General features: G+C 36.4%; 25 protein-coding genes. All 25 read right to left on the minus strand.

Annotation, left to right across the window (positions count from 1 at the left end):
• On the minus strand, nt 1-1,452 hold the full coding sequence (gene guaB, locus K364_RS0106140; protein WP_028307281.1) for an IMP dehydrogenase: 1,452 nt from the start codon (nt 1,450-1,452) through the stop codon (nt 1-3).
• 27 nt (nt 1,453-1,479) lie between these two features.
• Nucleotides 1,480-1,872, minus strand: a complete 393-nt coding sequence (locus K364_RS0106145) for an FxsA family protein (RefSeq protein WP_028307282.1) — start codon at nt 1,870-1,872, stop codon at nt 1,480-1,482.
• Between the two features lie 105 nt (nt 1,873-1,977).
• Nucleotides 1,978-2,400 carry a hypothetical protein gene (locus K364_RS0106150; RefSeq protein WP_028307283.1) on the minus strand — a complete coding sequence of 141 codons (423 nt, stop codon included), beginning with the start codon at nt 2,398-2,400 and terminating at the stop codon, nt 1,978-1,980.
• 79 nt (nt 2,401-2,479) lie between these two features.
• The gene (locus tag K364_RS0106155) at nt 2,480-2,704 is read right to left on the minus strand and encodes a histidine kinase (protein ID WP_028307284.1); all 225 of its coding nucleotides are present in this window, start codon (nt 2,702-2,704) and stop codon (nt 2,480-2,482) included.
• Between the two features lie 32 nt (nt 2,705-2,736).
• Nucleotides 2,737-2,985: a hypothetical protein gene (locus K364_RS23030; RefSeq protein ID WP_035268276.1), complete on the minus strand. Its 249-nt coding sequence runs from the start codon at nt 2,983-2,985 to the stop codon at nt 2,737-2,739.
• A gap of 70 nt (nt 2,986-3,055) precedes the next feature.
• Complete coding sequence (locus K364_RS0106165) at nt 3,056-4,222, minus strand: aminotransferase class I/II-fold pyridoxal phosphate-dependent enzyme (RefSeq protein ID WP_028307285.1); 1,167 nt, start codon at nt 4,220-4,222, stop codon at nt 3,056-3,058.
• Nucleotides 4,222-5,043, minus strand: coding sequence for a PHP domain-containing protein (locus K364_RS0106170; RefSeq protein WP_028307286.1), 822 nt, complete (start codon nt 5,041-5,043; stop codon nt 4,222-4,224). Before K364_RS0106170 ends, K364_RS0106165 begins: the two co-directional genes overlap by 1 nt.
• On the minus strand, nt 5,033-5,980 hold the full coding sequence (locus K364_RS23035; protein ID WP_035268279.1) for a dipeptidase: 948 nt from the start codon (nt 5,978-5,980) through the stop codon (nt 5,033-5,035). The genes K364_RS0106170 and K364_RS23035 overlap by 11 nt, the downstream gene beginning before the upstream one ends.
• A 104-nt stretch (nt 5,981-6,084) precedes the next feature.
• Nucleotides 6,085-6,345: a stage V sporulation protein S gene (locus tag K364_RS0106180; RefSeq protein WP_028307287.1), complete on the minus strand. Its 261-nt coding sequence runs from the start codon at nt 6,343-6,345 to the stop codon at nt 6,085-6,087.
• A 117-nt stretch (nt 6,346-6,462) separates the two neighbouring features.
• On the minus strand, nt 6,463-7,242 hold the full coding sequence (locus K364_RS0106185; RefSeq protein WP_028307288.1) for a TIGR00282 family metallophosphoesterase: 780 nt from the start codon (nt 7,240-7,242) through the stop codon (nt 6,463-6,465).
• A gap of 25 nt (nt 7,243-7,267) precedes the next feature.
• Nucleotides 7,268-7,780, minus strand: coding sequence for a hypothetical protein (locus K364_RS0106190; RefSeq protein WP_028307289.1), 513 nt, complete (start codon nt 7,778-7,780; stop codon nt 7,268-7,270).
• Between the two features lie 148 nt (nt 7,781-7,928).
• Nucleotides 7,929-9,473, minus strand: a complete 1,545-nt coding sequence (gene rny, locus K364_RS0106195; RefSeq protein ID WP_028307290.1) for a ribonuclease Y — start codon at nt 9,471-9,473, stop codon at nt 7,929-7,931.
• A 244-nt stretch (nt 9,474-9,717) separates the two neighbouring features.
• The gene (gene recA / locus K364_RS23040; protein ID WP_035268283.1) at nt 9,718-10,728 is read right to left on the minus strand and encodes a recombinase RecA; all 1,011 of its coding nucleotides are present in this window, start codon (nt 10,726-10,728) and stop codon (nt 9,718-9,720) included.
• 131 nt (nt 10,729-10,859) lie between these two features.
• On the minus strand, nt 10,860-12,239 hold the full coding sequence (locus K364_RS0106205) for a metallophosphoesterase family protein (protein WP_035268288.1): 1,380 nt from the start codon (nt 12,237-12,239) through the stop codon (nt 10,860-10,862).
• A 4-nt stretch (nt 12,240-12,243) separates the two neighbouring features.
• Nucleotides 12,244-12,720 (minus strand): CinA family protein, encoded by a 477-nt coding sequence (locus K364_RS0106210; protein WP_028307292.1) that lies wholly within the window; start codon nt 12,718-12,720, stop codon nt 12,244-12,246.
• A 79-nt stretch (nt 12,721-12,799) separates the two neighbouring features.
• Nucleotides 12,800-14,287: an AAA family ATPase gene (locus K364_RS0106215; RefSeq protein WP_028307293.1), complete on the minus strand. Its 1,488-nt coding sequence runs from the start codon at nt 14,285-14,287 to the stop codon at nt 12,800-12,802.
• Between the two features lie 23 nt (nt 14,288-14,310).
• Nucleotides 14,311-14,829, minus strand: a complete 519-nt coding sequence (locus K364_RS0106220; RefSeq protein WP_028307294.1) for a hypothetical protein — start codon at nt 14,827-14,829, stop codon at nt 14,311-14,313.
• Nucleotides 14,830-14,976: 147 nt separating this feature from the next.
• Nucleotides 14,977-15,525 (minus strand): CDP-diacylglycerol--glycerol-3-phosphate 3-phosphatidyltransferase, encoded by a 549-nt coding sequence (gene pgsA, locus K364_RS0106225; RefSeq protein WP_028307295.1) that lies wholly within the window; start codon nt 15,523-15,525, stop codon nt 14,977-14,979.
• Nucleotides 15,509-16,858 (minus strand): 30S ribosomal protein S12 methylthiotransferase RimO, encoded by a 1,350-nt coding sequence (rimO, locus tag K364_RS0106230; protein ID WP_028307296.1) that lies wholly within the window; start codon nt 16,856-16,858, stop codon nt 15,509-15,511. The genes pgsA and rimO overlap by 17 nt, the downstream gene beginning before the upstream one ends.
• Nucleotides 16,859-16,876: 18 nt before the next feature.
• Nucleotides 16,877-17,626, minus strand: a complete 750-nt coding sequence (locus K364_RS0106235) for a helix-turn-helix domain-containing protein (protein ID WP_028307297.1) — start codon at nt 17,624-17,626, stop codon at nt 16,877-16,879.
• 100 nt (nt 17,627-17,726) lie between these two features.
• Nucleotides 17,727-19,976 (minus strand): FtsK/SpoIIIE family DNA translocase, encoded by a 2,250-nt coding sequence (locus tag K364_RS0106240; RefSeq protein ID WP_028307298.1) that lies wholly within the window; start codon nt 19,974-19,976, stop codon nt 17,727-17,729.
• A gap of 104 nt (nt 19,977-20,080) precedes the next feature.
• Nucleotides 20,081-20,854, minus strand: coding sequence for an undecaprenyl-diphosphate phosphatase (locus K364_RS0106245; RefSeq protein WP_028307299.1), 774 nt, complete (start codon nt 20,852-20,854; stop codon nt 20,081-20,083).
• A 13-nt stretch (nt 20,855-20,867) separates the two neighbouring features.
• A complete protein-coding gene (locus tag K364_RS0106250) occupies nt 20,868-22,475 on the minus strand; it encodes a Na/Pi cotransporter family protein (RefSeq protein WP_028307300.1) in 1,608 nt (535 codons plus the stop codon).
• A 179-nt stretch (nt 22,476-22,654) separates the two neighbouring features.
• Complete coding sequence (locus K364_RS0106255; RefSeq protein WP_028307301.1) at nt 22,655-22,873, minus strand: YlzJ-like family protein; 219 nt, start codon at nt 22,871-22,873, stop codon at nt 22,655-22,657.
• Nucleotides 22,874-23,590: a ClpP family protease gene (locus K364_RS0106260; RefSeq protein WP_156946457.1), complete on the minus strand. Its 717-nt coding sequence runs from the start codon at nt 23,588-23,590 to the stop codon at nt 22,874-22,876.
• Between the last annotated feature and the right edge of the window lie 36 nt (nt 23,591-23,626).

A 23,626-nucleotide genomic window follows, 5' to 3' on the forward strand; every position in this document is an offset into this window, starting at 1 on the left:
TTAAATTCTATAATTTGGTGCCTCTTTAGTAATGGTAACATCATGTGGGTGACTTTCATTTAAACCCGCCTGGGTTATTCTGATGAACTTTGCTTTATTTCTTAACTCTTCCAGGTTAGGAGCCCCGCAATATCCCATGCCAGCCCTTAGCCCACCAACTAATTGAAAGACAGTTTCAGAGAGTTGACCTTTAAAGGGAACTCTACCTTCAATTCCTTCTGGGACCAGTTTTTCCTGGCCATGTTGAAAGTATCTATCCCTGCTGCCTGCCTTCATAGCACCTAATGAACCCATGCCACGGTACACTTTAAAGCTTCTGCCTTGATATATTTCTATGTCTCCAGGGCTTTCTTCAGTTCCAGCAAATAAGCTTCCTATCATTACAGTATTTGCTCCAGCTGCCAGAGCTTTCACCACATCACCAGAATACCTTATGCCACCATCTGCTATTACTGGTAAATCATATTTTTTTGCTGCCATATAGCAGTCATAAATTGCTGTCACCTGTGGAACGCCTATGCCTGCTATGACCCTTGTTGTGCAAATTGAACCTGGTCCAACTCCCACTTTGATAGCATCTGCTCCTGCCCTGGCAAGGTCCTCAGTGGCTTCTGCAGTGGCAACATTACCTGCCACCACCTGAAGCTCCGGATACTTTATTTTTATTAGACGAACTGTTTCAACTACTCCCCTAGAGTGGCCATGGGCAGTATCTATAACTATTGCATCAACCTTATGTACTACCAACTCCTGTACTCGCTCATTGGTGTCCCCTCCCACTCCAACAGCTGCTGCAACCCTTAAACGGCCATTGTCATCCTTGGCTGAATTGGGATATTTCTTTGCCTTTTCAATATCTTTTATTGTAATTAGACCCTTTAATTTAAAATCTCTATCAACAATTGGTAATTTCTCAACTTTATATTTTTGAAGAATTGCTTTTGCCTGCAGCAAATCTGTACCTTCTGGGGCTGTAATTAAATTATCCTTTGTCATGGCCTCTTGAATTGGTTTTTGAAAGTCCTGTTCAAATCTAATGTCTCTATTGGTTATTATCCCCAATAATACTCCCTTATCATTAACAATGGGTACCCCAGATATATGGTATTTTTCCATAAGAAAAACAGCCTCGTGGATGGTGTTAAATGGATATAAAAAAATAGGATCAGTTATAACACCATGCTCCGAGCGCTTAACCTTGTCCACTTCTTCGCTTTGCTGGGCAATGGATAGATTTTTATGTATGACACCTATACCGCCTTCCCTTGCCATTGCAATTGCCAACCTGGCTTCAGTAACAGTATCCATACCAGCACTAACAATGGGTATATTTAATTTAATTTCCCTGGTAAAATAAGTAGTAATATCCACGTCCCCAGGCAAAACTTCAGAGGCCTGTGGAATTAATAAAACATCGTCAAAAGCAAGCCCTTCCTTTACTATATTATCCATTTAGTAAATCGCCCTCCTAAAATCTAGTTATTTTATTATTATTCTCACCTGGCCTGTAGCTAAATAGTATCTAAGAAGCTTTTTAATGTATGTTTTAAATACCTTCCTTGAACCTGGCAGCAAGCATAAAAATCCAAATATATCCGTTATAAAACCTGGCGTAAGTAACACCACTCCACCAACTAATACGAAAATACCATCTAGAATAGCTTCTCCAGGCATCTGACCATAGGCTAGAGTGTTTCGCAGTTCCCTAATAACCAAAAATCCCTGGTGCTTGGCTAGGAGAACTCCAAGAAAGCCAGTTATTACTATCATTAATACTGTATACCCTACCCCAATGAGTTGTCCAATTTGCAGGAGCAATACGAGCTCTAAAAGCGGTATTCCTATAAAGATCAACAGTAATTTTGAAAACATTTATTAGCACTTCCCATATATTTTAAAGTATATTTTATCATTTAATCTCAATTAAGACAACTAAATGACCAATAATAAATAGCCTCCTTAAATGGAGGCAACAGCTTATTTGAGAATATATACTTGCCTCTGAAGAGGTATTTTTTCTCCTTTCCAATTGTAACATAGAAAGTATAAGTGCTTTCGGTAAAAAAGATCTTTTGAAATGCTGGATATCTGTATTTTACCATTTATTACATCGCCAAAAGTATATATCCTATTAGTTCTATATTTAGTGTCATCAATGGAATAATTAATGGAAATTACTACCACATTATTATTATAATCAATGTCCTTGTTATAGTAATCAATATTATAATATTTAGTATAGCTATTCAACTCTGACTGGGTCTGAATCATTCTTACATCAATACGGTTATTATATATCCTCTCATTTAAGATTTCTTCATATAGTATTCTTCTTCTCAAAGTAATATATTGTACTACAGGATACTCTAAGACCTTGTAATATATATTTCTCCTCTCCATACCGTATATTGCCCCCTCAATACTAATGAATAATAATACAAATTTTCTGACATTATAATATAGGACAGGAAAATTAAATCTAATCCTGCCCAACAATTGAGTGAACGCCATATTTCTCAAAGTGTTCTTTTAGATATCCTATTGTTTTTGTGCTGACTCCAAGCTCTTGTGCCATTTCAGAGTCATTTTTCTTGTCTTTTAGACATTTAATAAAGGCATTAAAGTCTATGCCAACTTCCTCAGTCATTTCCTTTAAACTAGGCTGTAAACTCCATGGAGCTCTAGACACAAAATCATCCTGCAATCACTAAACCTCCTTTCATGTTTACAGCTAGTTTAACCAAATCTATCGTCTTTATGAATAACAGAGTTTTTCCTTAAATCCAGCAGCCTCTTGGCATATCTTGCATTAGCCAGCTTTAACTTTTTGTTTTCTTTGGCTAACTGGCTAATAGTGAGATTTTTCTCTCTTTCAATGTTTTCTATAAGGTTCATTAAAATTCTTCTGCTTACCCTTAACTGGTGGATTTTTTCTTCTAATTCTTCAATTTTCTTTACTAAATAATCCTGTTTAAGATAATCCACTACAGTCCCCCTATTAATGAGAAATCTTAGTATTTTGTATAAGTATATTCGGGTGAAGCAGAATTATTGCTTATTTTAAAAAGGATTTTATTCTATGAACTGCCTCTAATAACAAATCCTCCTCCTGTACAAGAGCTATTCTTACATATCCTTCACCATGTTTCCCAAATGCTGTACCAGGAATAAGTAATACCCCAGCTTCTTCTAAAAGTTGTTCAGCAAAATGTTGGCTTGAACTATGGCCCTGGGGCAATTGAGCCCATAGGAACATAGAAGCTTTTGGTTTATCCACATTCCAGCCTAATGATTTTAAACCACTAATCAATATGTCTCTTCTCCTTTGATATAATACACAGTTATTGGCAACCCATTCTTTATAGTTTTTTAATGCAACTTCTGCTGCATGTTGAATAGGCAGAAAAACCCCATAGTCAATATTAGCCTTAACATTTGTTAAAGCAGTAATTACTTTACTATTACCAACTACAAAGCCAATCCTGCAACCAGCCATATTGAAGGTTTTTGAAAATGAATGAAATTCAACCCCTACATCCTTTGCACCCTCTACTTGCAGAAAGCTTGGGGGCAAAAACCCATCGTAAGCTAACTCCGAATAGGCGTTGTCATGGCAGACAATTATTGAGTTTTCATCTGCAAATCTTACCGTTTCTTTAAAAAATTCTAGAGTTCCAGGAGCAGGAATAGGATTGCCAGGGTAATTTAAAAACATCATCTTGGCCATTTTACATATTTCCTCAGGAATGTCCTCATATTTTGGGAAAAAATTGTTTTCCTGGGTTAAGGCCAATGGATATTTTATTGCATCTGCCAAAATAACACCTGCAGTATAAACTGGATAACCAGGGTCAGGAATCAGGGCAATATCACCAGGGTCTAATATGGCTTGACATACATGAGCCAATCCATCTTGGGAACCCATTAAGACCAACACTTCCTTTTCATGGTCTAACCTGACATTAAATCTATCCAGATACCAATTTGCTATAGCTATACGAAGGCTTTCAGTTCCGTCAGTTAATGGATATCTGTATTCATCATCACCCATGACACTCTCACTAATAGCTTGTCTTATTGCATTTAATGGAGGTCTATCTGGGCTTCCAATTCCAAGGTTGATTACCTTTATACCCTTTTTTGCCTCAACTTGATTCTTTAATGTATTCATATGAGAAAAAATGGATGTTTCCATTCTTTCAATCCTTTTTGAAAACTGCATTAGTTTCTCTCCCTTTTTAGTTTTTGTAGCTGTTTTACTATTGAAAATCCAACTTTAAAATCACCTAATTGTGTTCCCTTAATATCCCCATGAAAATCTGATCCACCAGTAGTGACTAAACCCATTTTATGAGCTTTTAAGGTTAACCAAGTTTTAAATTCTAGTGATTGGTTTGGATACTCAACCTCTACTCCAATGAAACCCTGCTCTAACACATTGATTATTTGTTTTCTATTTCCTAAAAAAATGGGATGAGCCAATACAGGCAGCCCCCTGGCTTTATTAACTATTTCTATTGCTTGTGCAGGTGTTATTTTTTTTCTTGGTACATAAGCTGGTCGACCCTTCACTAGATATTTATCAAAAGCATCCTGAAGGTTCACTCCATATCCTGATTTTACTATTAATTGGGCAATGTGAGGTCTTCCAATTGTACCTTCTTTTGTATAATTCTTTAAGTCTTCATAAAATACATTTACTCCAATTGATTTTAATCTGTTAATTATTTTTTTGCACCTTTCCTCCCTTTCCAACCTCATTTCTTGTAAAAAATCATTAAGACTTTTGCAGTTATGATTTATATAATACCCAAGGACATGAACCTCAGTATTATAATAATCAGTACTTATTTCTATTCCCGGCACAAAGGTAAAACCAGGGTATTTTATAGCTTCTTGAAAAGCTTCCTCCAGGCCTCCAACTGTATCATGATCCGTTATAGAAATTGCCTCTAGACCAAGAGAAACTGCCATTTTAATACATTGGCCAGGCTTTAATGTGCCATCTGATGCTGTTGTATGAACATGTAAGTCAGCTCCCATAATTACCTCCTGGAAGAGTGTTTTTTAAAAGATTAATTATATTGTTTCCCATAATCTTTTCAATCTCCTGGTTATGAAAGCCACTTTTTTTAAGTCCCTTTACTAGATTTGTTAATTTTGAAGAGTCTTCTAGGTTAGCAATTGAAAATTCTGCACCATCAAAGTCTGAGCCTATGCCAACATGCTCTACTCCAACCAATTCACACACATGAGCTATATGTTTGATAATTGAAACTAGATCATGGTTTAGGCCTATAAAATCTGGATAAAAGGTAATACAGATGACACCACCTGTTTGTGCAAGTTCCTTAATTTGACTATCATTCAGATTTCTTGGATGATGGCATAAAGCGTGGCAGTTAGAATGGGATGCAATAATAGGCTTCCTTGTAATCTGTATAACGTCCCAAAAGCTTGCCTGAGACAAATGGGAAACATCACATAATATCCCTAAATCAGACATTTTACTAATGACTTCTTTACCAAAAAGAGTCAAGCCGCCAGTTTCATTGCAGCCATCAGCCAGCATATTTCTATTATTCCAGGTTATTCCTATGCATCTTATACCCAGGTGAAAAAAAATGTCCAGTATTGCCATATTTTCAATAGGTTCTGCTCCTTCTAAAGAAAGTAATAATCCAATTTTCTTTTCACTAGACAATAGGCGTCCTATGTCCTCCTTATTTTTTATATGTATGAGCTGTGGACCACTGGCAATCTCTAAGAAGGTATTTATCAGTTCCAGGCATCTTCTTAGACTTAGACCAGGTTTATAATGTTGGTGTACATATACAGCCATAAACTGTATAAATACACCACCATTAATCATCTTTGGCAGGTCCACATGAGAACTGCCATTTTTAAAAAAGTTTGTTTCACCTGAATTGATTTTTAATAAGGTATCGCAATGGCTATCTACAATTTTAAATAAATTCATTGCTATTGCCCCCTTATCAGTTGAATTGTAATAAGTTATGAAACTAAAAACCTGTCTATCCCTTAAGGAATAAACAGGCATAAAGAGTTCATTTTAAAATAAATTTATCTTGGTTCAACTATTAGCTTAATAGCGGTCCTTTCTTCGCCATCTATTAAGATGTCTGTAAATGCGGGTATACAAATTAGATCGATTCCACTAGGAGCTACAAATCCCCTTGCTATTGCTACTGCTTTAACTGCCTGATTAAGCGCCCCTGCTCCAATGGCTTGCATTTCAGCAGCCCCCTTTTCCCTTAAAACTCCTGCTAAGGCACCTGCTACAGAATTTGGACTTGATTTGGCTGAAACTTTCAATACATCCATTAACTAAACCTCCCTTAATTGTTTCGTTGAGTTTCGTTGAATATTGGATACCCTTCTAAATTCAATATATTCTTCTCAGTTTAAAAAAATCCTTTTTTTGAAAGATTTATTTTAAATTTAGTCACAATATTTTTGAAGCCTTTCAATACTGACTGCTTTCCCTGTCACATTATCAACTTCAAGAATAACTGCATTTAATTGTGATGTGCCTGTAGCAACTTCAAAACGATTAGGCATATGGGTTAAAAACCGTGCAATAATATTTTCTTTTTTTATTCCTAATATAGATTCATAAGGACCAGTCATGCCAACATCAGTTATGTATCCGGTACCTTTTGGCAAGATTTTATCATCAGCAGTTTGTATGTGGGTATGAGTTCCTAAAACAGCAGAAACCTTACCATCTAAATAATATCCTAATGCCATTTTCTCAGATGTTGCTTCTGCATGAATATCTACAATAATGATATTAGTTTGATTAGCTATATGTGCCAGTATATTATCCATGGTCCGGAATGGGCATTCCAAGGCCTGCATATATACACGCCCTTGAAGGTTTATTACAGACAATTTAATGTTATTTTTGGTAAAAACCTTGTAGCCTTTACCGGGAGTTCCAGGGGGATAATTTGCAGGTCTAACAATTCTTTCTTCTCTATCAATAAAGTCCAAGATATCCTTTTTATCCCAGACATGATTTCCTAGGGTTATAAAGTCAACACCATCATTGTAAAGCTCGTTTGCCACCTGCTCTGTTAACCCATTCCCTCCTGCAGCATTTTCTGCATTTACTATAACAACATCAGGGCTGCACTCTACCTTAAGCTGCGGCAGCATGCTTTTGACAATATTTCTGCCTGGTCTCCCAACAATATCACCAATAAATAAAAACCTCAAATTTCTAACCCTCCGAGAATCCTAATTATTTATTAAAAACCATTACTCTTCCTTCTTCCCTAAATGCAAAGAGTTTTTGATTGGTCAGTTCATGACCAAGGTTATCTAACATTGCACCAATTAAATCCTCTTGAAACAGCTGATCCTCCTTGGTTAATTCTTCTACTTCAACAACCAGAGAATCCTTAAAATAGTCCTGTGTTAAAGAAATTATTAAGTTAAGCTCTTGAGCTGAAAGGTTGTCCAATTTTCGATATATATCTAGTACCGTTAATTTTCCACAAGTGCTGTATTTTATGTTAAAGGGATTAATTACTTCCCCCTTTTTTAAGTAGAAAAGTGTACTTAGACATTTATTTATTAATTTGGAAAACTCATTTATATTATTCTCATTGTCATTTAATAAGAACGTGAATTTAATCTCCTTTGTGTTGGGCTCACAGCATATGCTGCTAATCTCTGGATATCTAACAAGCATAGATATTAATAAGCTTACACTATCAGATACCTGCTGCCCACTTTTATACCTTAAAGACAATTTACCATCACTCCCTTTTGCTTCTCACTTTAAGCCTGTAATAATCTTATATTCTTTTCTTCACACTCTCCAAAAACTCCTGCAAGGCAGTTAATATTTTATATAAGATAAAACTTCCAGAAAGAGAAAATAACGGTCTGTAGGACCGTTATTTTGCATAATCTACCGCTCTTGTTTCTCGAATAACTACAATCTTAATTTGGCCTGGATATTCTAAATCCTCTTCAACCTTTTTAACCAGGTCTCTTGCTAAAGTAACTGCCTGCAAATCGTCTATCTTATCAGGCTTAACCATAATTCTAACCTCGCGTCCTGCCTGTATAGCATAGGACTTTTCAACACCTTCAAATGAATCTGCTATTTCCTCAAGCTTTTGCAGCCTTTTAATATAAGATTCTAAAGTTTCCCTGCGTGCACCTGGTCTTGCAGCTGAAATAGTGTCGGCTGCCTGCACTAAAACGGCCTCAATACTATGAGCTTCAATATCCCCATGGTGAGCAGCTATTGCATGAATAACTGCAGGAGATTCCTTATATTTTTTAGCTAAATCCACTCCGAGCTGGACATGTGGACCCTCCACCTCATGGTCAACAGCCTTGCCTATATCATGAAGGAGTCCTGCCCTTTTTGCTAACTGAACATCCACACCCAATTCTGAAGCCATGGTGCCGGCTAAATGAGCTACTTCTATTGAATGCTTGAGCACATTTTGACCATAGCTTGTACGGTAGTGTAAGCGCCCTAGTAGTTTAACCAACTCTGGATGTAAACCATGAATGCCTGTCTCAAAGGTAGCCTGTTCTCCCTCTTCTCGAATTCTCTGCTCAACTTCTCTTTTACCTTTTTCCACCATTTCTTCAATGCGAGCAGGGTGAATCCTACCATCAAGTATTAATTTCTCCAAAGCTATTCTAGCTACTTCACGACGAATAGGATCGAATCCTGATAAAATTACAGCTTCTGGCGTGTCATCGATAATTAAATCGATACCAGTAAGGGTTTCTAAAGTTCTTATGTTTCTACCCTCTCGCCCGATAATACGTCCCTTCATTTCATCATTTGGAAGTCCTACCACGGACACTGTAGTCTCAGCCACGTGGTCTGCGGCACATCTTTGAATTGAAAGAGATATTATCTCTTTTGCTTTCTTATCAGCTTCTTCCTTAGCCTGATTTTCTAAATCTTTAATCAATATAGCCATTTCGTGTTTAATTTCTTTTTCCACATTACCTAATAATATTTGTTTAGCCTCTTCAGAAGTCATACCAGAAATTTTTTCTAGTTCCTCTTTTTGTTTTTCAGATGCTTCTAAAAGCTCTTTCCTAATATCCTCAACTTCATTTTCTTTCTTTTGTAAAAAATCTTCTTTTTTCTCAATTGAGTCTATCTTCTTATCTAATGACTCTTCTTTTTGAACTAATCTTCTTTCTAGTCTTTGGAGTTCATTTCTTCGATCCTTGCTTTCTCTTTCAAGCTCATTTCTCAGCTTATGAACTTCTTCCTTCGCTTCCAAAATTGCTTCTCTTTTTTTTGCTTCTGCATCTTTTTGTGCATCTTCTACTATCTTTTTTGCAGCTTCTTCTGCAGAAGTAATCTTTGCCTCTGCTATATATTTTCTAATCAAATAGCCAATTAGTAAAGATATAACAACTATTACAATAAATATAATTATTCTATCTAAAGAAATATTCATTCACCTCCTATTGCTTCTATTTTGCTAACATAAAATAAACCGAGCATAAAGAAAACTCGGTATAGAAACACTACTACCAACACATATTTAATATAGAAGACTTTTTTATTTTAGATAAGAGTCAATAACAAACAGTCCTCAGCTATTATTTTAATGTTTATATATAAAACCATTGATTGGTAGTGTTTCTAATCATAGCTTCTTACCTCTCAATTGTATTTGTTTTTTTTTGACTTGTCAAGAATCAAGATACTGTATTAGGACTGACCCTTTTTTTAAACTCTTCTTTAATTTTATTCTCAATTTCTTCTAGTATATTTTTATTATTCATAAGAAATTCCTTTACGTTTTCACGACCCTGCCCTAAACGCTCCTTCTCATATGAATACCAAGAACCGCTTTTATTAATTATATCCATTTCAGTTGCAACATCTATAATGTCACCCTCTTTTGATATGCCCTGGCCATACATAATATCAAACTCTGCTTGTCTAAAGGGCGGAGCTACCTTGTTCTTTACAACCTTGACCCTTGTCCTGCTCCCAACCATGTCAGTGCCATTTTTAATTGTATCTATTCTTTTTACTTCTAATCTAACAGAAGAATAAAACTTTAAGGCTCTGCCCCCAGGAGTAGTTTCGGGATTGCCAAACATAATTCCAACTTTTTCTCTGAGCTGGTTAATAAATATCGCAGCAGTCTTGGATTTATTTATTGAACCAGCTAGTTTTCTCAATGCCTGTGACATTAATCTTGCCTGCAAACCCACATGGGCATCTCCCATTTCCCCCTCAATCTCTGCCCTAGGTACTAATGCTGCTACAGAATCCACCACAATCACATCAACTGCTGAACTCCTTACAAGGGCCTCAGCAATCTCTAATGCTTGTTCACCTGTATCGGGTTGTGAGATTAGTAAATTATCTATATCAACACCAAGATTTTTAGCATATGTAGGGTCTAATGCATGCTCAGCATCTATGAAAGCTGCTATGCCCCCCTTTTTCTGAGCTTCGGCAATGACATGTAATGCAACTGTTGTCTTTCCAGAGGATTCAGGTCCAAATATCTCTATGATTCTTCCCCTTGGGATGCCCCCTATCCCTAGAGCCAGATCAAGGGAAATAGCACCGCATGAAATAGCCTCAATATTCATCTTTGCACTAGCCTCACCCAGTTTCATAATGGATCCCTTGCCAAACTGCTTTTCTATTTGTCCTAAAGCAGCCTTTAAAGCTTGTTCCTTATCAGACATCAATATAGTCTCCCCTCTCATGGATTATAACCAAACAATTGTTCTTTCTAAATTATATTTTAAATGGCGCATACTGTCAACAATTTACAAATTATTTAGCTCAATATCTTTTTAGTATTGTCTAGTCATATTTAATCAAAAATGGTTCTTTGTATATTAAATCCCCCTTCTAAGTCAAAAATTTTAATCACATCTGCTGCTCTTAATACGTTTTTTTCTTCATGATCACTTTTTATAAAGTGTAATAAAACAACACTATAGGGAACCTCAGTCTTGCTTTGTAGCCCTCTAATACCGGCAGCACCTGTGGTTCCTGAATCAATTATAACACTTTCTTCCTCAGTTATTATGGTAACCCTGTGACGATGCCCATGCAATATAACTGGAATCTTATTAGCAAATGCCATTGCTATATGAGGATGGTGGACAACAAAAATATCAGGAATAGTATCAGCTTCTTTTAATATTAATTCAGCCTTTTGTATATAATTAAATACCATGTCTTCATTTGGCGGGACTAATATAGTAGAAACTGATGCAGGATCATGAATTCCCATAATATTAAACCCTTTAACTTTTACAATTTCGTCATTTATAACAATAACATTGTCTATAAGCTCCATCGCAGATATAATTTCTGGTGAGTCATGATTTCCGGCTACAAAAAGATATGGTAAGGTAAAGTCATTTAATCTTTCAAGTAAAAGTGTCTCCAATGGGCTCCCAAAATCAGATATATCCCCTGAATCAATAATCATGTCTACCTCAAAGCTTTCAGATACCTGTTGTATAAAGTCATAAGCAGCCGGATTATTATGAATATCAGAAACATGAAGTATCTTAATAGTATCTGCAAATTCCCCTATTGGCCTAACTAGATCAACCTTTTCAAATAGCTCGTACAAATTGTCAGCTGTAATCCGTAGCTGCTCACCCAATTGATCCACTTTAACAAATGCATCTTGAGCAAATCCTATCATCCATGGAGCAGCTTTAATTATACCCCTATATTGGGGATTGGAAAACTCATTAATATTATAAGTGTAAAAAGTACCTGTTAAAAGAATGGCCATAATAGCAAATCCCATTAAAGCAGCTTTCAAATAGTCAAACATATCCCTTCTATGTAGTAAAAGCATGGCAAAAGCTCCACCAATAACTGCAACTAAAAGCATCCTTGCCATGAATACACCTACACTCCACCTAACCTCTCTAATAACCATTTCTACAAGCTCAGCCTGGTCAATAGGATTATCAATAAGCTGTTGCAACAAGTCTATATCAATATTGGTCAGGGTTACCCCAAGTTTTATTGGTGTTTGATGGGTTTTAGCACTAATAATTCCAACTGGTGGAATGTTAATTTCCGTTAGTCCATGGTCAAATATTTCCAAGGACAACCTAAACTCAAAACCCTTTATGTTAAAGCTCATATCACCAAAAAGGGTAACAAAGGTAAATGTTGTTGTAACAATTAATATGAGTACCAACCATGTTTCCTTTGAGATCATGTGTTCACCTTTCTTCCACAAGTAACGAGAGTATATGTTCTAAAGCAGATAAAACAGACTGTTTCCTTATACTTGCCCTGTCTCCTCCAAAGCAATGCTTGTATATGTAAGTATTGTCCTCCATGGAAATTCCAATATACACCAGACCAACTGGCTTATCCCTGCTGCCGCCACCTGGTCCAGCAATTCCAGTTATACTAACTCCAATATGGGTACCGGCAGTATTTTTTATATTAATAGCCATCTCCTTGGCTGTGTTTTCACTAACTGCACCATACTCATGTATTGTAGCATCCCTAATTCCAAGTAACTTAATCTTTGATTTATTGCTATATGCAATTATTCCCATCTCAAAGAATTCTGAGCTTCCTGGCATACTTGTTAAAGCCCCGCCAAGCAGGCCTCCAGTACAGGACTCAGCCACTGCAATTTTTAGTCCCTTTTCTTTTAAAAGATTTATTAAGCATTGTAAAGTGTTCACCTTATCCTTCTCCTTATCTTTTGTATATTTAATAAATTTATAGCATAAAAAAGAACCTATAACAAACATTTGTTATAGGTTAATGGATACTAGCTTCAGTATTATTTAAATGTTTTCTTAATTCTTCTCCATTAAGGTATTCATCATCCATAAGCTTTTTACTAAGCCTAGTTAAGGGCTGAAGATTTGCCTCTAATATATGATTTACAGCATCTTCCTGTTCCTTTAAAATTTTCTGGCAATGTTTGGCTAATAAACTTTTACTAATGTCCTTCGGACTGACAATGCCAAGACTAGACATTCCGTTAAAGATTATTCTTTTAACCATTTTTAGAGCTTCATTATAGTCATTTCCAGACCCTGTACTTTTAGATTTTAGAATTATCATTTCCGCTGCAGCTCCAGCTAGAAGAATTTTAATTTGGCTCTCCAAATAATCCTTAGTATATAAATACATATCCTCTACGGGTTTTTGCCGCATATAACCCAGGGCACTATCTCTAGAGGTAATGGTTATATGTGATACAGATTCAGGTCTTACATACTCACTAATAATTGCATGTCCTATTTCATGTACTGCTATACGGTATCTTTCTTGTTTGGAAGGTTTTCTATCAGTTTTTTCTCCAAGCATTACTTTGTCAACTGCTTCCTCAAAATGCTTTTGTTTTATGATATTACTCTTTTCTCTTAAAGCTAATATAGCAGCTTCATTGGCTACACTTTCTAAATGAGCTCCTGAAAAACCAAAGGTATCCTTGGCTATCTGACTCAAATCCACATCGTCTCCTAGCGGCTTGTTACCTGTATGAATCTGTAATATCTGCATCCTGGCATCTTTATCGGGCAAATCTACCCGTACTACTCGATCGAATCTGCCAGGTCGCAGTAGAGCCTCATCAAGCATATCAATTCTATTAGTAGCACCAACCATCAATATTTTAACTTCCAGATTATTGCTGTCAAGTCCATCCATTTTAACCAGTAGTTCATTTAATGTTTGATCGTATTCCATATGATTACTGTTTTGTCCACGCTTACTTCCCAAGACTTCTATCTCGTCTATGAAGATTACTGCTCGTTTCTTGTTCTCTTTAAGTGCAGTTTCTTCAGCTTTTTTAAAAAGATTTCTTACCCTCTGAGCCCCGACACCAGCATACATTTCTATAAACTCGCTGCCACTTGCAGAGATAAATACTGCTTCTGTATAATTTGCTGCTGCTTTTGCTAAAAGGGTTTTTCCAGTTCCTGGGGGGCCTGTTAACAATAGTCCTTTTAATGGTCGAATGCCCATCATGGATATATCCTTATCTTTGACAATAAAATCTAAGGCCTCCCTTAATTCCTGCTTGGCACTTTTTTGCCCGCCAATATCATCAAATTGAATTGCAGACGAGTTTACAACTCTTTTTCCTCCTGCAGTATTTAATACGCCGTTTCTTTTAAGAATAAAAAACAGCATTCCTCCAAAAGCAGCTATTATAAAAATTGGAAAAATATTGTATCCCTCAATGGCTAAAAATATCATTAATGCTAGAGTAATACCAATAATAATTTCTTTTACCATACTAAACCTCTCCCATTAATAGATTATTTAGTTCTCTCTAAAATTCTATATATATACTCGTCATGGGATTGGACCTGAATAAATAGGTGAGTTTCATTAATATGCACTTGATAATTTACACCTTCATTGTCTTTTGCTATACTTTCCAAGCTTTCTTTCAAAGTCACAAAATCCCCCTGAACTAAAGATTGGTGTGCATAGTATTGTATTTCATTCCATAGGGTTATCAGCTGCTTATTTGGATTATCTATTATTCTAAATTCGTATCCTTCGCTATTCTTAAAATGGGATTGGGCAATTTCACTTAAAGACATATAGGAGGTCTCAATGTTATCTACAAGACCCAGCTCTACAGTTAACACCATTTTTTCCGGACCATTTTCAATTGTATAACCCTTTACTCCATCAACTTCAGATAGCTGTTGACCAAGAGGTTTTTTAATTGCCATTTCGGTATAAACCCAGTTGATTGATATTAGTATACCTAGTGTTAAAATAAAAGCTATTATTATTACAGGCAGGCTAAACCCTTTAATCCTCATTTATGTTCCTCCCCCTATCCTGTAATTTAGTACATTGTCCATTATAACGCATTTAGATATATATATCCTTATGAAATAGATGGAACAAAAAAAGCCACATGGATTTATTTCCACATGACTAGTACTATTATACCCTACAAAAACAATTTATTTATTAAGCTTTAATACCTGCCAACCCTTTGCAAAATAATCAACACCAGACCACAAGGTAAAAATAACAGCAATATAAATAAAAATCTCCCCAATGTTGAATGGTATCCCTATAATATTAACAAAAAAATCATTTAGTATTATTGCAACTATGGCTATTATCTGGGTTACAGTCTTAAACTTGCCTAATTTACTTGCAGATATTACAATACCTTCACTTGCCGCAATAGATCTTAGACCCGTCACTGCAAATTCCCTTCCAATAATAACTACTGCTATCCAAGCTGGTACTAGATCTATTTCTACCAGAGATATTAAAGCTGCTGAAACCAATAGTTTATCTGCAAGAGGATCCATCAATTTCCCAAATTTAGTTACTTCCTTCCTGGCCCGGGCTATATATCCATCTAATCCGTCTGTACTGGCTGCCAGTACAAAAATTGCAGCCGCTATATATTCACCAAGGGGAATTCTAATTAATATAAAAAACATGAAGATTGGAACCAAAAATATTCTAGCCAAGGTAACTCTATTGGCAAGATTCATCTGTAACCTCTCCTATCAAATCAATGTTAGTAGAACCTATTATATCTACAGGTATTATTACACCAATCTTGTTTTGTATATTTTCTTTAATATTCACATATATCTGCCCATCTATCTCTGGGCTCTGCACATAGCTTCTCCCCAGGTACCAGTCCTTTTCATTAGGTATCTTTTCTTCAATTAATACCGGCAGCCTCTTACCAATATACTTCTTTATCTCTTCAATTGTTACACCATGCTGTATTTCCTTAACAAGTGATAATCTTTCTAATTTAGCCCCCTCCGGCAGCTGGTTGGCCATTTTTGCAGCAGGAGTTCCTTCTTCTCTTGAATAGGTGAAAAAACTACTCCATGTAAGCTTTAAATCCTTTAAGCCGTTGCTTAGAATTTCTATATCCCTGCTGGTTTCCCCTGGAAAACCTACAATAAATGTACTACGAAGGGCCACATCAGGCAAGATTTTTTTTATTTTTGAAACTAAACCATATATGTCCTCCCTTAAAAAGGTTCTCCCCATTTTTTTCAATACGTTATCACTTATGTGCTGCAGAGGAAGATCTAGATAATTACAAATTTTCTTTTCAGATGCAATGGTATAAAGCAAATCATCAGTTAAATGATTTGGATAACAATATAAGAGCCTAACCCAATCTAAATCTTTGATACTTGTTAAGTCTTTTAACAGACGAGGTAGGTTATATTTAGGGTCAATATCTTTACCGTATTCACCAATATCCTGGGCAATTAGGATAACTTCTTTAACACCTTTATTGACCAGATATTTAGCTTCCTGTATTACATCATCAGGCATTTTACTTCTGTACCTTCCCCTTACCAGGGGTATGACACAGTAAGAACATAGGTTATCGCACCCATCTGCTATTTTAAGATAACTGTAAAAACCATCTTCTACCCTTTCCCTATTAATAAAGCCCTCTCTGACAAATTCATTGGAGTTCTTAACTTCTAACACCCTTTCTTGTAAAAAAAGGCTTTTTAAAATATCGGGCATCCTGGTTAATTGATCATTTCCAATGATACCATCAACCTCTGGAATTTCCTTTTCAATTTCTTTTGAGTATCTTTGGGCAAGGCAGCCAAATACAACTACTTTTTGAGAGGTATTTTTCTCTGCAACTACACCTAATATTGTTTCAATGGATTGTTCCTTGGCATCCCTAATAAATCCACATGTATTAATAAGAACAACATCCGCATTGCTTGTTTTTTCCTGCCACTCAAATCCACCACTTATGAGCATTCCCTTTACTACTTCCGAATCTACTGTATTTTTTGCACATCCTAGTGTGATTAATGCTACCTTTAAAGACATAACACAGCTCCTTCAAATTTACTCATCCACTGCAAAGGTTTTTCTAACTACATCACCCATATTGCCTATTGGTTCTAATAACTTACCATTGTACACTATATCGACTGCCCCTGCATTTCCAAATCTAATATGAATCTCATTTTCACTCTGGAAAGCTAGTTTATCTTCACCCTGACGCAGTATACCTGAAAAAACAATTTCATTATCTATGGTAACTTCCAACCAGCAGTCTCCCCTTACAGGTATAACTTCAATATTAACACCAGTATAGACAGGCTCTGGCTCAACAGCAAGGTCATCACCTGTTTCACCAGGTGTTTCTTCTCCATTATTATCATTTGGTTGGGTTATTATAGGGTCCTGGGGTGGTGGAACAAGCATAGGTTTATTCCATAATTTATTCACACCTAATAAAACTACAACGGCCAGAATAAGTATTCCAAACCTCAACATTTTGCTGTAATTAAAATTTATCTTGGGAGCTTTTTTTTCTCTTAAAGCTGCTTCTTTTACATAGTTTGTCACATTATCTGTGTCAGGCCAAGATGTATTAAACTCATCTATTATTTCATTGGGATTAATCTTTAAAATCTTGCAATAACTCCTCAAAAAGCCTATTATATAAACTTTTCCTGGTAAAGATTTATAATCTTCATTTTCCATGGCCTCAATGTAAAACCTTCTTATTTTGGTTTTTTCTTCCACTTCTTGTAAGGTTAGGCCTAATTTAATCCTTTGCTCCCTTAACTTTTCACCTACACCCGACACTTAAAAGCCCCCTTTTTTACATATTAAGTGAAATCTCTATAGTATTCAACATAATAGGTTTTCTTCATTGCTAGAGAATCTCCTGCAGGTTAATAAAGGATTAAAATTTTTTAAACATGTCCTTGTATTCTTCCCAGTCAATCAATACTGCTCTTGGTTTGCTCCCCTCATATCCCCCAACAATTCCCTTTTCCTCCATTATGTCGATTAATCTAGCTGCTCGTGTGTAACCTATTCGTAGTCTCCTTTGTAATAAGGAAATGGAAGCTTGGTTGCTTTCCAAGAGGATTCTAGTTGCTTCAGGCAGCAGCTCATCATCTAATTCTAATTGCTTTTTGGGAGTTCCCTTTTCTTCGAGAACATTCTCATATTCAGGAGCTCCCTGAACCTTTAAGAACTTTACAATCTTTTCAACCTCTTTGTCCGAAACATATGCTCCTTGAACCCTAATGGGCTTTGATGCTCCTATAGGAAAATACAGCATATCACCTTGTCCTAGTAGCTTTTCCGCACCTCCCATATCTAATATGGTTCTCGAATCAATTTGCGAGGATACTGCAAAGGCAATTCTAGATGGTATATTAGCCTTAATTAGGCCAGTTATTACATCAACAGAAGGCCTTTGAGTTGCTACAACCAGGTGAATCCCTGCTGCTCTTGCCATTTGTGCTAATCGACATATTGCATCTTCCACATCAGCTGGAGCTACCATCATTAGATCCGCCAACTCGTCTATTAATATTACAATATATGGAAGAGCAGGACTCTGCCCATCAGGGTCCTGTTGTGCTTTTAAATTATTAAAGCGGGTTATATCCTTTACACCTGCAGCGGCAAACATTTCGTATCGATTTTCCATTTCATTAACCATCCAACGTAAAGCCGTAGCAGCTTTCTTTGAATCTGTTACAACAGGTGCTATGAGATGAGGAATTCCATTGAAATTTGTGAGCTCCACCATCTTGGGATCTATAATTAACAGCTTCAGCTCAGTAGGTAGAGCTTTATATAATAAGCTGCATATAATTGAGTTCATACATACACTTTTACCAGAACCGGTAGCACCAGCTACCAATAGGTGAGGCATTTTAGATAAATCTGCAACTACTACCTTGCCAGCTATATCCATACCCAGTCCAACAGTAACCTTGGAGGGGTTTTCTAAAAACTCAGGACTCTCTAAAACATCCCTGAAGCCAACTACTGCAACTTCCTTATTGGGAACTTCAATTCCAACTGCAGCCTTACCTGGGATAGGTGCTTCAATGCGCACCTGGGAGGCTGCAAGATTTAATGCAATGTCATCTGATAAGTTTACTATCTTGCTAACCTTAGTTCCAGTTTCCGGTTGTATTTCAAATCTGGTTATTGCAGGACCGCAACTTACTTGTGAAACCTTTCCATTAACTCCAAAGCTCGACAGGGTATCCTCTAATTGCTTAACCTTCTCAGATATATCCTTATTCATCCTTGGATTCTTTAATTTAATATTTCTTTGTAATAATGAAATGGGAGGCAGGGTAAACTCACTTGCAGCATTGTTGTATAACCCAGGTATTCTATCAGAAACATCTTCATAATTAGCATTAATTATATCTTCTTCTAGAGAAACATGTTCTGTTTTGTCATTTTCATAGTTCTCAGGTTTGATTTCTTCCTTACTTTCATTATACATATGAACAACTGGTACAATCTTAGGTTTAACCTTTTTATTATTCTTTTTTAATTGTATATTTGTCTTGGAGGTGTCTTCTTCGTCAAAAAGGAATTGAGAAACTCCATTGCCCAGCTTAATAAAACAATTTTTAAATAATCCTATTATAGTAGATAACAGACCCAGAAGGTGAGTATTAGTAATAAGCATAAAGGACAGGACCAAGCATGTAAAAATTACTATATAGCTGCCAAAGATGCCAAAAACAGTCATTATTAAAATAGAAAAAGTTGCACCAACAACTCCGCCACCTATTCCTCCCATGGAATCAAGAAAAAAATCCTTAATTGAAACGTAGTTATGAGCTATATTTATATGTAAGGCAGTGGTAATTGTAATAAATGCTAACACTATTCCAAAACCTTGATTTGACATGCTTGAAACCTTCTTGTTTCTAAAAAGCATAACTGCATATATGACCATTAATAGTGGCACCAGATATTTGGCTTGTCCCACTAAACCAGTAAATATACGGGATATAAACAAACCAAAAAAACCAATGAGGTAGTTTGATGTAAAAGCTACTCCCTTATCCATAATATATATACTAATACCACTTAAAGCTGCAAATGCCAGCCACAAGATGGCCATTACTTCATTACGGGATTCTTCTTTGATTCTCTCCCAGATTTGCATATTCTCACCTCAAATCATATTTCTACATATCCTTTACAAATCCTTTAGTATTTAGTAATATTACCACAATTTAAGCCTCCTATCAAAGGAGGCTAATTGTTTTGTTAATTTATGGTAGTTAATAGTATTAACACTATTCCTACTAGCCAGCAATAAACTGAAAAGTATTTCAACTTACCCTCTTGCAGGAACCTTAACAGTATTCTTATTGCTGCATATCCTGATAAAGCAGCAGCAATGGTTCCAGCTAGATATGGCCCATAAAAGGCTGTAATGGCTGGTTCAGTTATTAGCTCTTTAGTTTTTAGAAGAGTTGCTCCAAGTATTACTGGTATAGCTAATAGAAAAGAGTATCTTGCAGCTGTCCTTCTATCTAATCCTAATATTAAGGACATGGCTATAGTTGAACCAGATCTTGAAATTCCAGGAGTAATGGCCACACCCTGGGCAATACCAACTATTACAGCATCCCTATACTTCATCTGCTTGAAGCCTTTGTTATTGCCCTTAATTGTTTCAGCTATCCACAATAAAGCCCCCGTTATTAATAAAGTAAATCCAACTATATGAAGTGAGCCAAACATTCTTTCAAAGGTATCCTCAAATGCCAGGCCCATTATAGCTGTTGGTATTGCTCCTACTATTATTAATAGTGTTAGCTTTTGGAAGGGATTACGAATTAAGCTAATAATATCATCTTTAAAAACAACTAATACGGCAATCAAAGTTCCAAAATGCACCAGAACTTCAAAGGTCAAACCCTCTGTATCTACACCTAAAACAGAGCTTAATATGACCAGATGTCCAGAACTGCTCACAGGTAAAAACTCAGTTAAACCTTGAATCAAGCCTAGAAGAATAGCTTCTATATAAGACACTAAGATTTCCCCCTTATAGTTCCCCCAGAACTACCTCTGCAATATTGTGGGAATGGTCACTTATTCTTTCCAGGTTACTGATAATATCTAAAAACACCACCCCAGACCCAGCATGGCACTTTCCAGAATTTAGACGCCTAATATGATTCTTTCGCAAAGCCCTTTCCATGGTGTCAACTTCGCTTTCCAATTCTACAGCTCTCCCTGCCAGGGTCATGCTATCATCCTCTAAAGCACGAATGGCAGTTGTATATGCTTCAAGTGACAGCTTAGTCATCTTTTCTAGTTCCTCTAAAGCAAATTCTGATATAGGAAGCCTTTCATTGATTTTTATTCGGGCTAGCTGGGAAATATTCTCCGCATGGTCTCCTACCCTTTCAATATCATTAATTGCATGCAATAAGCCTGTATGCCTCCTTGAAGAAGCACTTGTTAAACTCTTTTGGGAAATTTTAGAAAGATAAAAAGTTATATCCTTTTCCAATTGGTCTATAATCTCTTCATTTTTGATTACTTCATCTAAGATGGCGTTGTCTCCTTTAAAAAAGCCTTCCATGGCCATGCTCACATTATCCCTTGCAAGATTTGCCATTCTAATTATTTCTTTAGTTGCTAAAGCCAAGGCCAGGGTAGGTGCCTTCAGCATTCTATCGTCAAGGTATACAGGTCCAGTAGAGGTAATAACTTCTTCTGACCCAGGAACCACTCGGATAATGACCTTTACAAAAAGATTGATCAAAGGCAAGAAGATTAATGTATTAATAACATTAAAGGAGGTGTGGGCATTAGCAATTTGTCTAGCAACCAGATCCGGTGGTGAAACAAGCATAACAAATTGCATAAATAATGGCATTAAAATAAGAACAATAATGGTACCCACAACATTAAATATAACATGGGCCGCAGCAGCTCTTTTGGCTGATAAATTAGCACCTATGGAGGCCAATAGTGCGGTTACACATGTTCCAATATTGTCTCCTAGAAGGACTGGAATAGCAGCTTCAATAGGTATTAATCCTTGAGAAGCCAAGGCAATAAGAATGGCAATAGTTGCACTACTTGATTGTACTAGTGCGGTTGTAACTATACCAACAAGTACTCCTAGAAGGGGATATTTGCTGAGCTGCTGAATTGCACCAACAAATTGGGGGTAGTCCTTTAAAGGTGCCATGGCTGTTTGCATTAAGCCCAGACCTAGTAATAAAAGCCCAAAACTAAAGATAACTTGTCCCACATATTTAGCCCTTTTCTTTCTGCCCAAAAAGTGCAGCAGAAACCCTATAAATATTATTGGAAAAATATAGTTGGTAAGCTTAAATGAAATAAGCTGAGCTGTAATAGTAGTACCAATATTTGCTCCCATAAGTACACTAACAGCCTGTTTCAAGGTCATCAGGCCAGCATTTACAAAGCTAATAACCATGACCGTAGTAGCACTACTGCTTTGTATGGAAGAAGTAACAAATGCACCCATAATCACCCCCACAACTGGGACGCCTGTTAGCACTTCCAAAACTCTTCGGGCTTTATCTCCAGCAGTTTTTTGTAACCCATCAGCCATTGACTGCATGGCATAAATAAAGATGGCTAATCCACCGACAAATCCAAAAAATATTTCCATGAGTGTTTCTCTCCCTATGAGTGTATACTTAAAGCCTCATAAATTATATCACAGGTATTAAAAGTTAACCATATTAAAATTCCTGTTCCTTGCCGCCACATAAGTAAAAAAAGGGAACCCAAGATTGTTCCCTATCACGCAAAAATGCCATCAATATAGTTTGTATATACATCTAACAACTACTCTAGTACCCCATTTTGTAATATTGTACCTGGTTGTAATTTAGGATCTAAAAAATCTTGTGGACTTGAGCTTAAGATACGGGCTATCCTATACTGACCGTTATCCAGCATTTCAACCTGTAATCTTCTTCCCTGGTAATTTATCTCTTTTAAATCTTTAATTTTATCATAATCCCTTAGCACCTCTTCCATAAGCAAGGGTGTATATATTACCATTTAATGCCCCCCCATTGAGTTCATCATGGTTCGGTTTTGTATTAACTCGTTTACTTTCATTACGGCTTGCCCAATACCTCCAACTTCATTAATCAGGCCTTCATTAACTGCATCCTTTCCAACCAAAATAGTACCAATGTCCCTGGCAAGCTCTCCTGTTCTAAACATTAACTCTCTAAATCTTTCAGGTCTAATTGTTGAATGCTTGCATACAAATCCAACCACCCTCTCCTGCATTTTATCCAGATATTCATATGTTTGTGGTACTCCAATTACAAGTCCCGTGAGCCTAATAGGATGAATAGTCATTGTTGCAGTCTCTGCAATAAAGCTGTAGTCACTTGCAACTGCAATTGGGACCCCTATACTGTGTCCTCCTCCTAAAACCAGTGATACAGTTGCTTTAGACATGCTTGTTAACATTTCTGCTATAGCCAATCCAGCTTCAACGTCTCCCCCTACTGTGTTCAAAACAATTAGAACCCCTTCTATGTTGGGATTTTGTTCAAGGGCCACCAACTGGGGAATAATATGTTCATATTTGGTAGTTTTATTTTGTGGAGGCATTACCATATGCCCTTCAATTTGCCCAACTATGGTTATACAATGTACATTGTTTGGAGCATCAGGAATTTCAATTTGTCCAAATTCCTTAAGATTGTTGCTTTTATTTGCCTTTACTTTCTTTTTTTGTTTTTTGGGATTGCTGTTAGGCATGGGTACATTTACATTGGGTTTAAAGTTGGGATTGGT

The organism is Desulfitibacter alkalitolerans DSM 16504 (assembly GCF_000620305.1).
Classification (GTDB): Bacteria; Bacillota; DSM-16504; order Desulfitibacterales; family Desulfitibacteraceae; genus Desulfitibacter; species Desulfitibacter alkalitolerans.

What these genes read in the sequence shown, in the direction of transcription:
- guaB (WP_028307281.1), bottom strand. Translation starts at nt 1,452, where the DNA reads ATGGATAATATAGTAAAGGAAGGGCTTGCTTTTGACGATGTTTTATTA.
- K364_RS0106145 (WP_028307282.1), bottom strand. Translation starts at nt 1,872, where the DNA reads ATGTTTTCAAAATTACTGTTGATCTTTATAGGAATACCGCTTTTAGAG.
- K364_RS0106150 (WP_028307283.1), bottom strand. Translation starts at nt 2,400, where the DNA reads ATGGAGAGGAGAAATATATATTACAAGGTCTTAGAGTATCCTGTAGTA.
- K364_RS0106165 (WP_028307285.1), bottom strand. Translation starts at nt 4,222, where the DNA reads ATGCAGTTTTCAAAAAGGATTGAAAGAATGGAAACATCCATTTTTTCT.
- K364_RS0106170 (WP_028307286.1), bottom strand. Translation starts at nt 5,043, where the DNA reads ATGGGAGCTGACTTACATGTTCATACAACAGCATCAGATGGCACATTA.
- K364_RS23035 (WP_035268279.1), bottom strand. Translation starts at nt 5,980, where the DNA reads ATGAATTTATTTAAAATTGTAGATAGCCATTGCGATACCTTATTAAAA.
- K364_RS0106180 (WP_028307287.1), bottom strand. Translation starts at nt 6,345, where the DNA reads ATGGATGTATTGAAAGTTTCAGCCAAATCAAGTCCAAATTCTGTAGCA.
- rny (WP_028307290.1), bottom strand. Translation starts at nt 9,473, where the DNA reads ATGAATATTTCTTTAGATAGAATAATTATATTTATTGTAATAGTTGTT.
- recA (WP_035268283.1), bottom strand. Translation starts at nt 10,728, where the DNA reads ATGTCTGATAAGGAACAAGCTTTAAAGGCTGCTTTAGGACAAATAGAA.
- K364_RS0106205 (WP_035268288.1), bottom strand. Translation starts at nt 12,239, where the DNA reads ATGATCTCAAAGGAAACATGGTTGGTACTCATATTAATTGTTACAACA.
- K364_RS0106215 (WP_028307293.1), bottom strand. Translation starts at nt 14,287, where the DNA reads ATGGTAAAAGAAATTATTATTGGTATTACTCTAGCATTAATGATATTT.
- K364_RS0106220 (WP_028307294.1), bottom strand. Translation starts at nt 14,829, where the DNA reads ATGAGGATTAAAGGGTTTAGCCTGCCTGTAATAATAATAGCTTTTATT.
- pgsA (WP_028307295.1), bottom strand. Translation starts at nt 15,525, where the DNA reads ATGAATCTTGCCAATAGAGTTACCTTGGCTAGAATATTTTTGGTTCCA.
- rimO (WP_028307296.1), bottom strand. Translation starts at nt 16,858, where the DNA reads ATGTCTTTAAAGGTAGCATTAATCACACTAGGATGTGCAAAAAATACA.
- K364_RS0106240 (WP_028307298.1), bottom strand. Translation starts at nt 19,976, where the DNA reads ATGCAAATCTGGGAGAGAATCAAAGAAGAATCCCGTAATGAAGTAATG.
- K364_RS0106250 (WP_028307300.1), bottom strand. Translation starts at nt 22,475, where the DNA reads ATGGAAATATTTTTTGGATTTGTCGGTGGATTAGCCATCTTTATTTAT.
- K364_RS0106255 (WP_028307301.1), bottom strand. Translation starts at nt 22,873, where the DNA reads ATGGTAATATATACACCCTTGCTTATGGAAGAGGTGCTAAGGGATTAT.
- K364_RS0106260 (WP_156946457.1), bottom strand. Translation starts at nt 23,590, where the DNA reads ATGCCTAACAGCAATCCCAAAAAACAAAAAAAGAAAGTAAAGGCAAAT.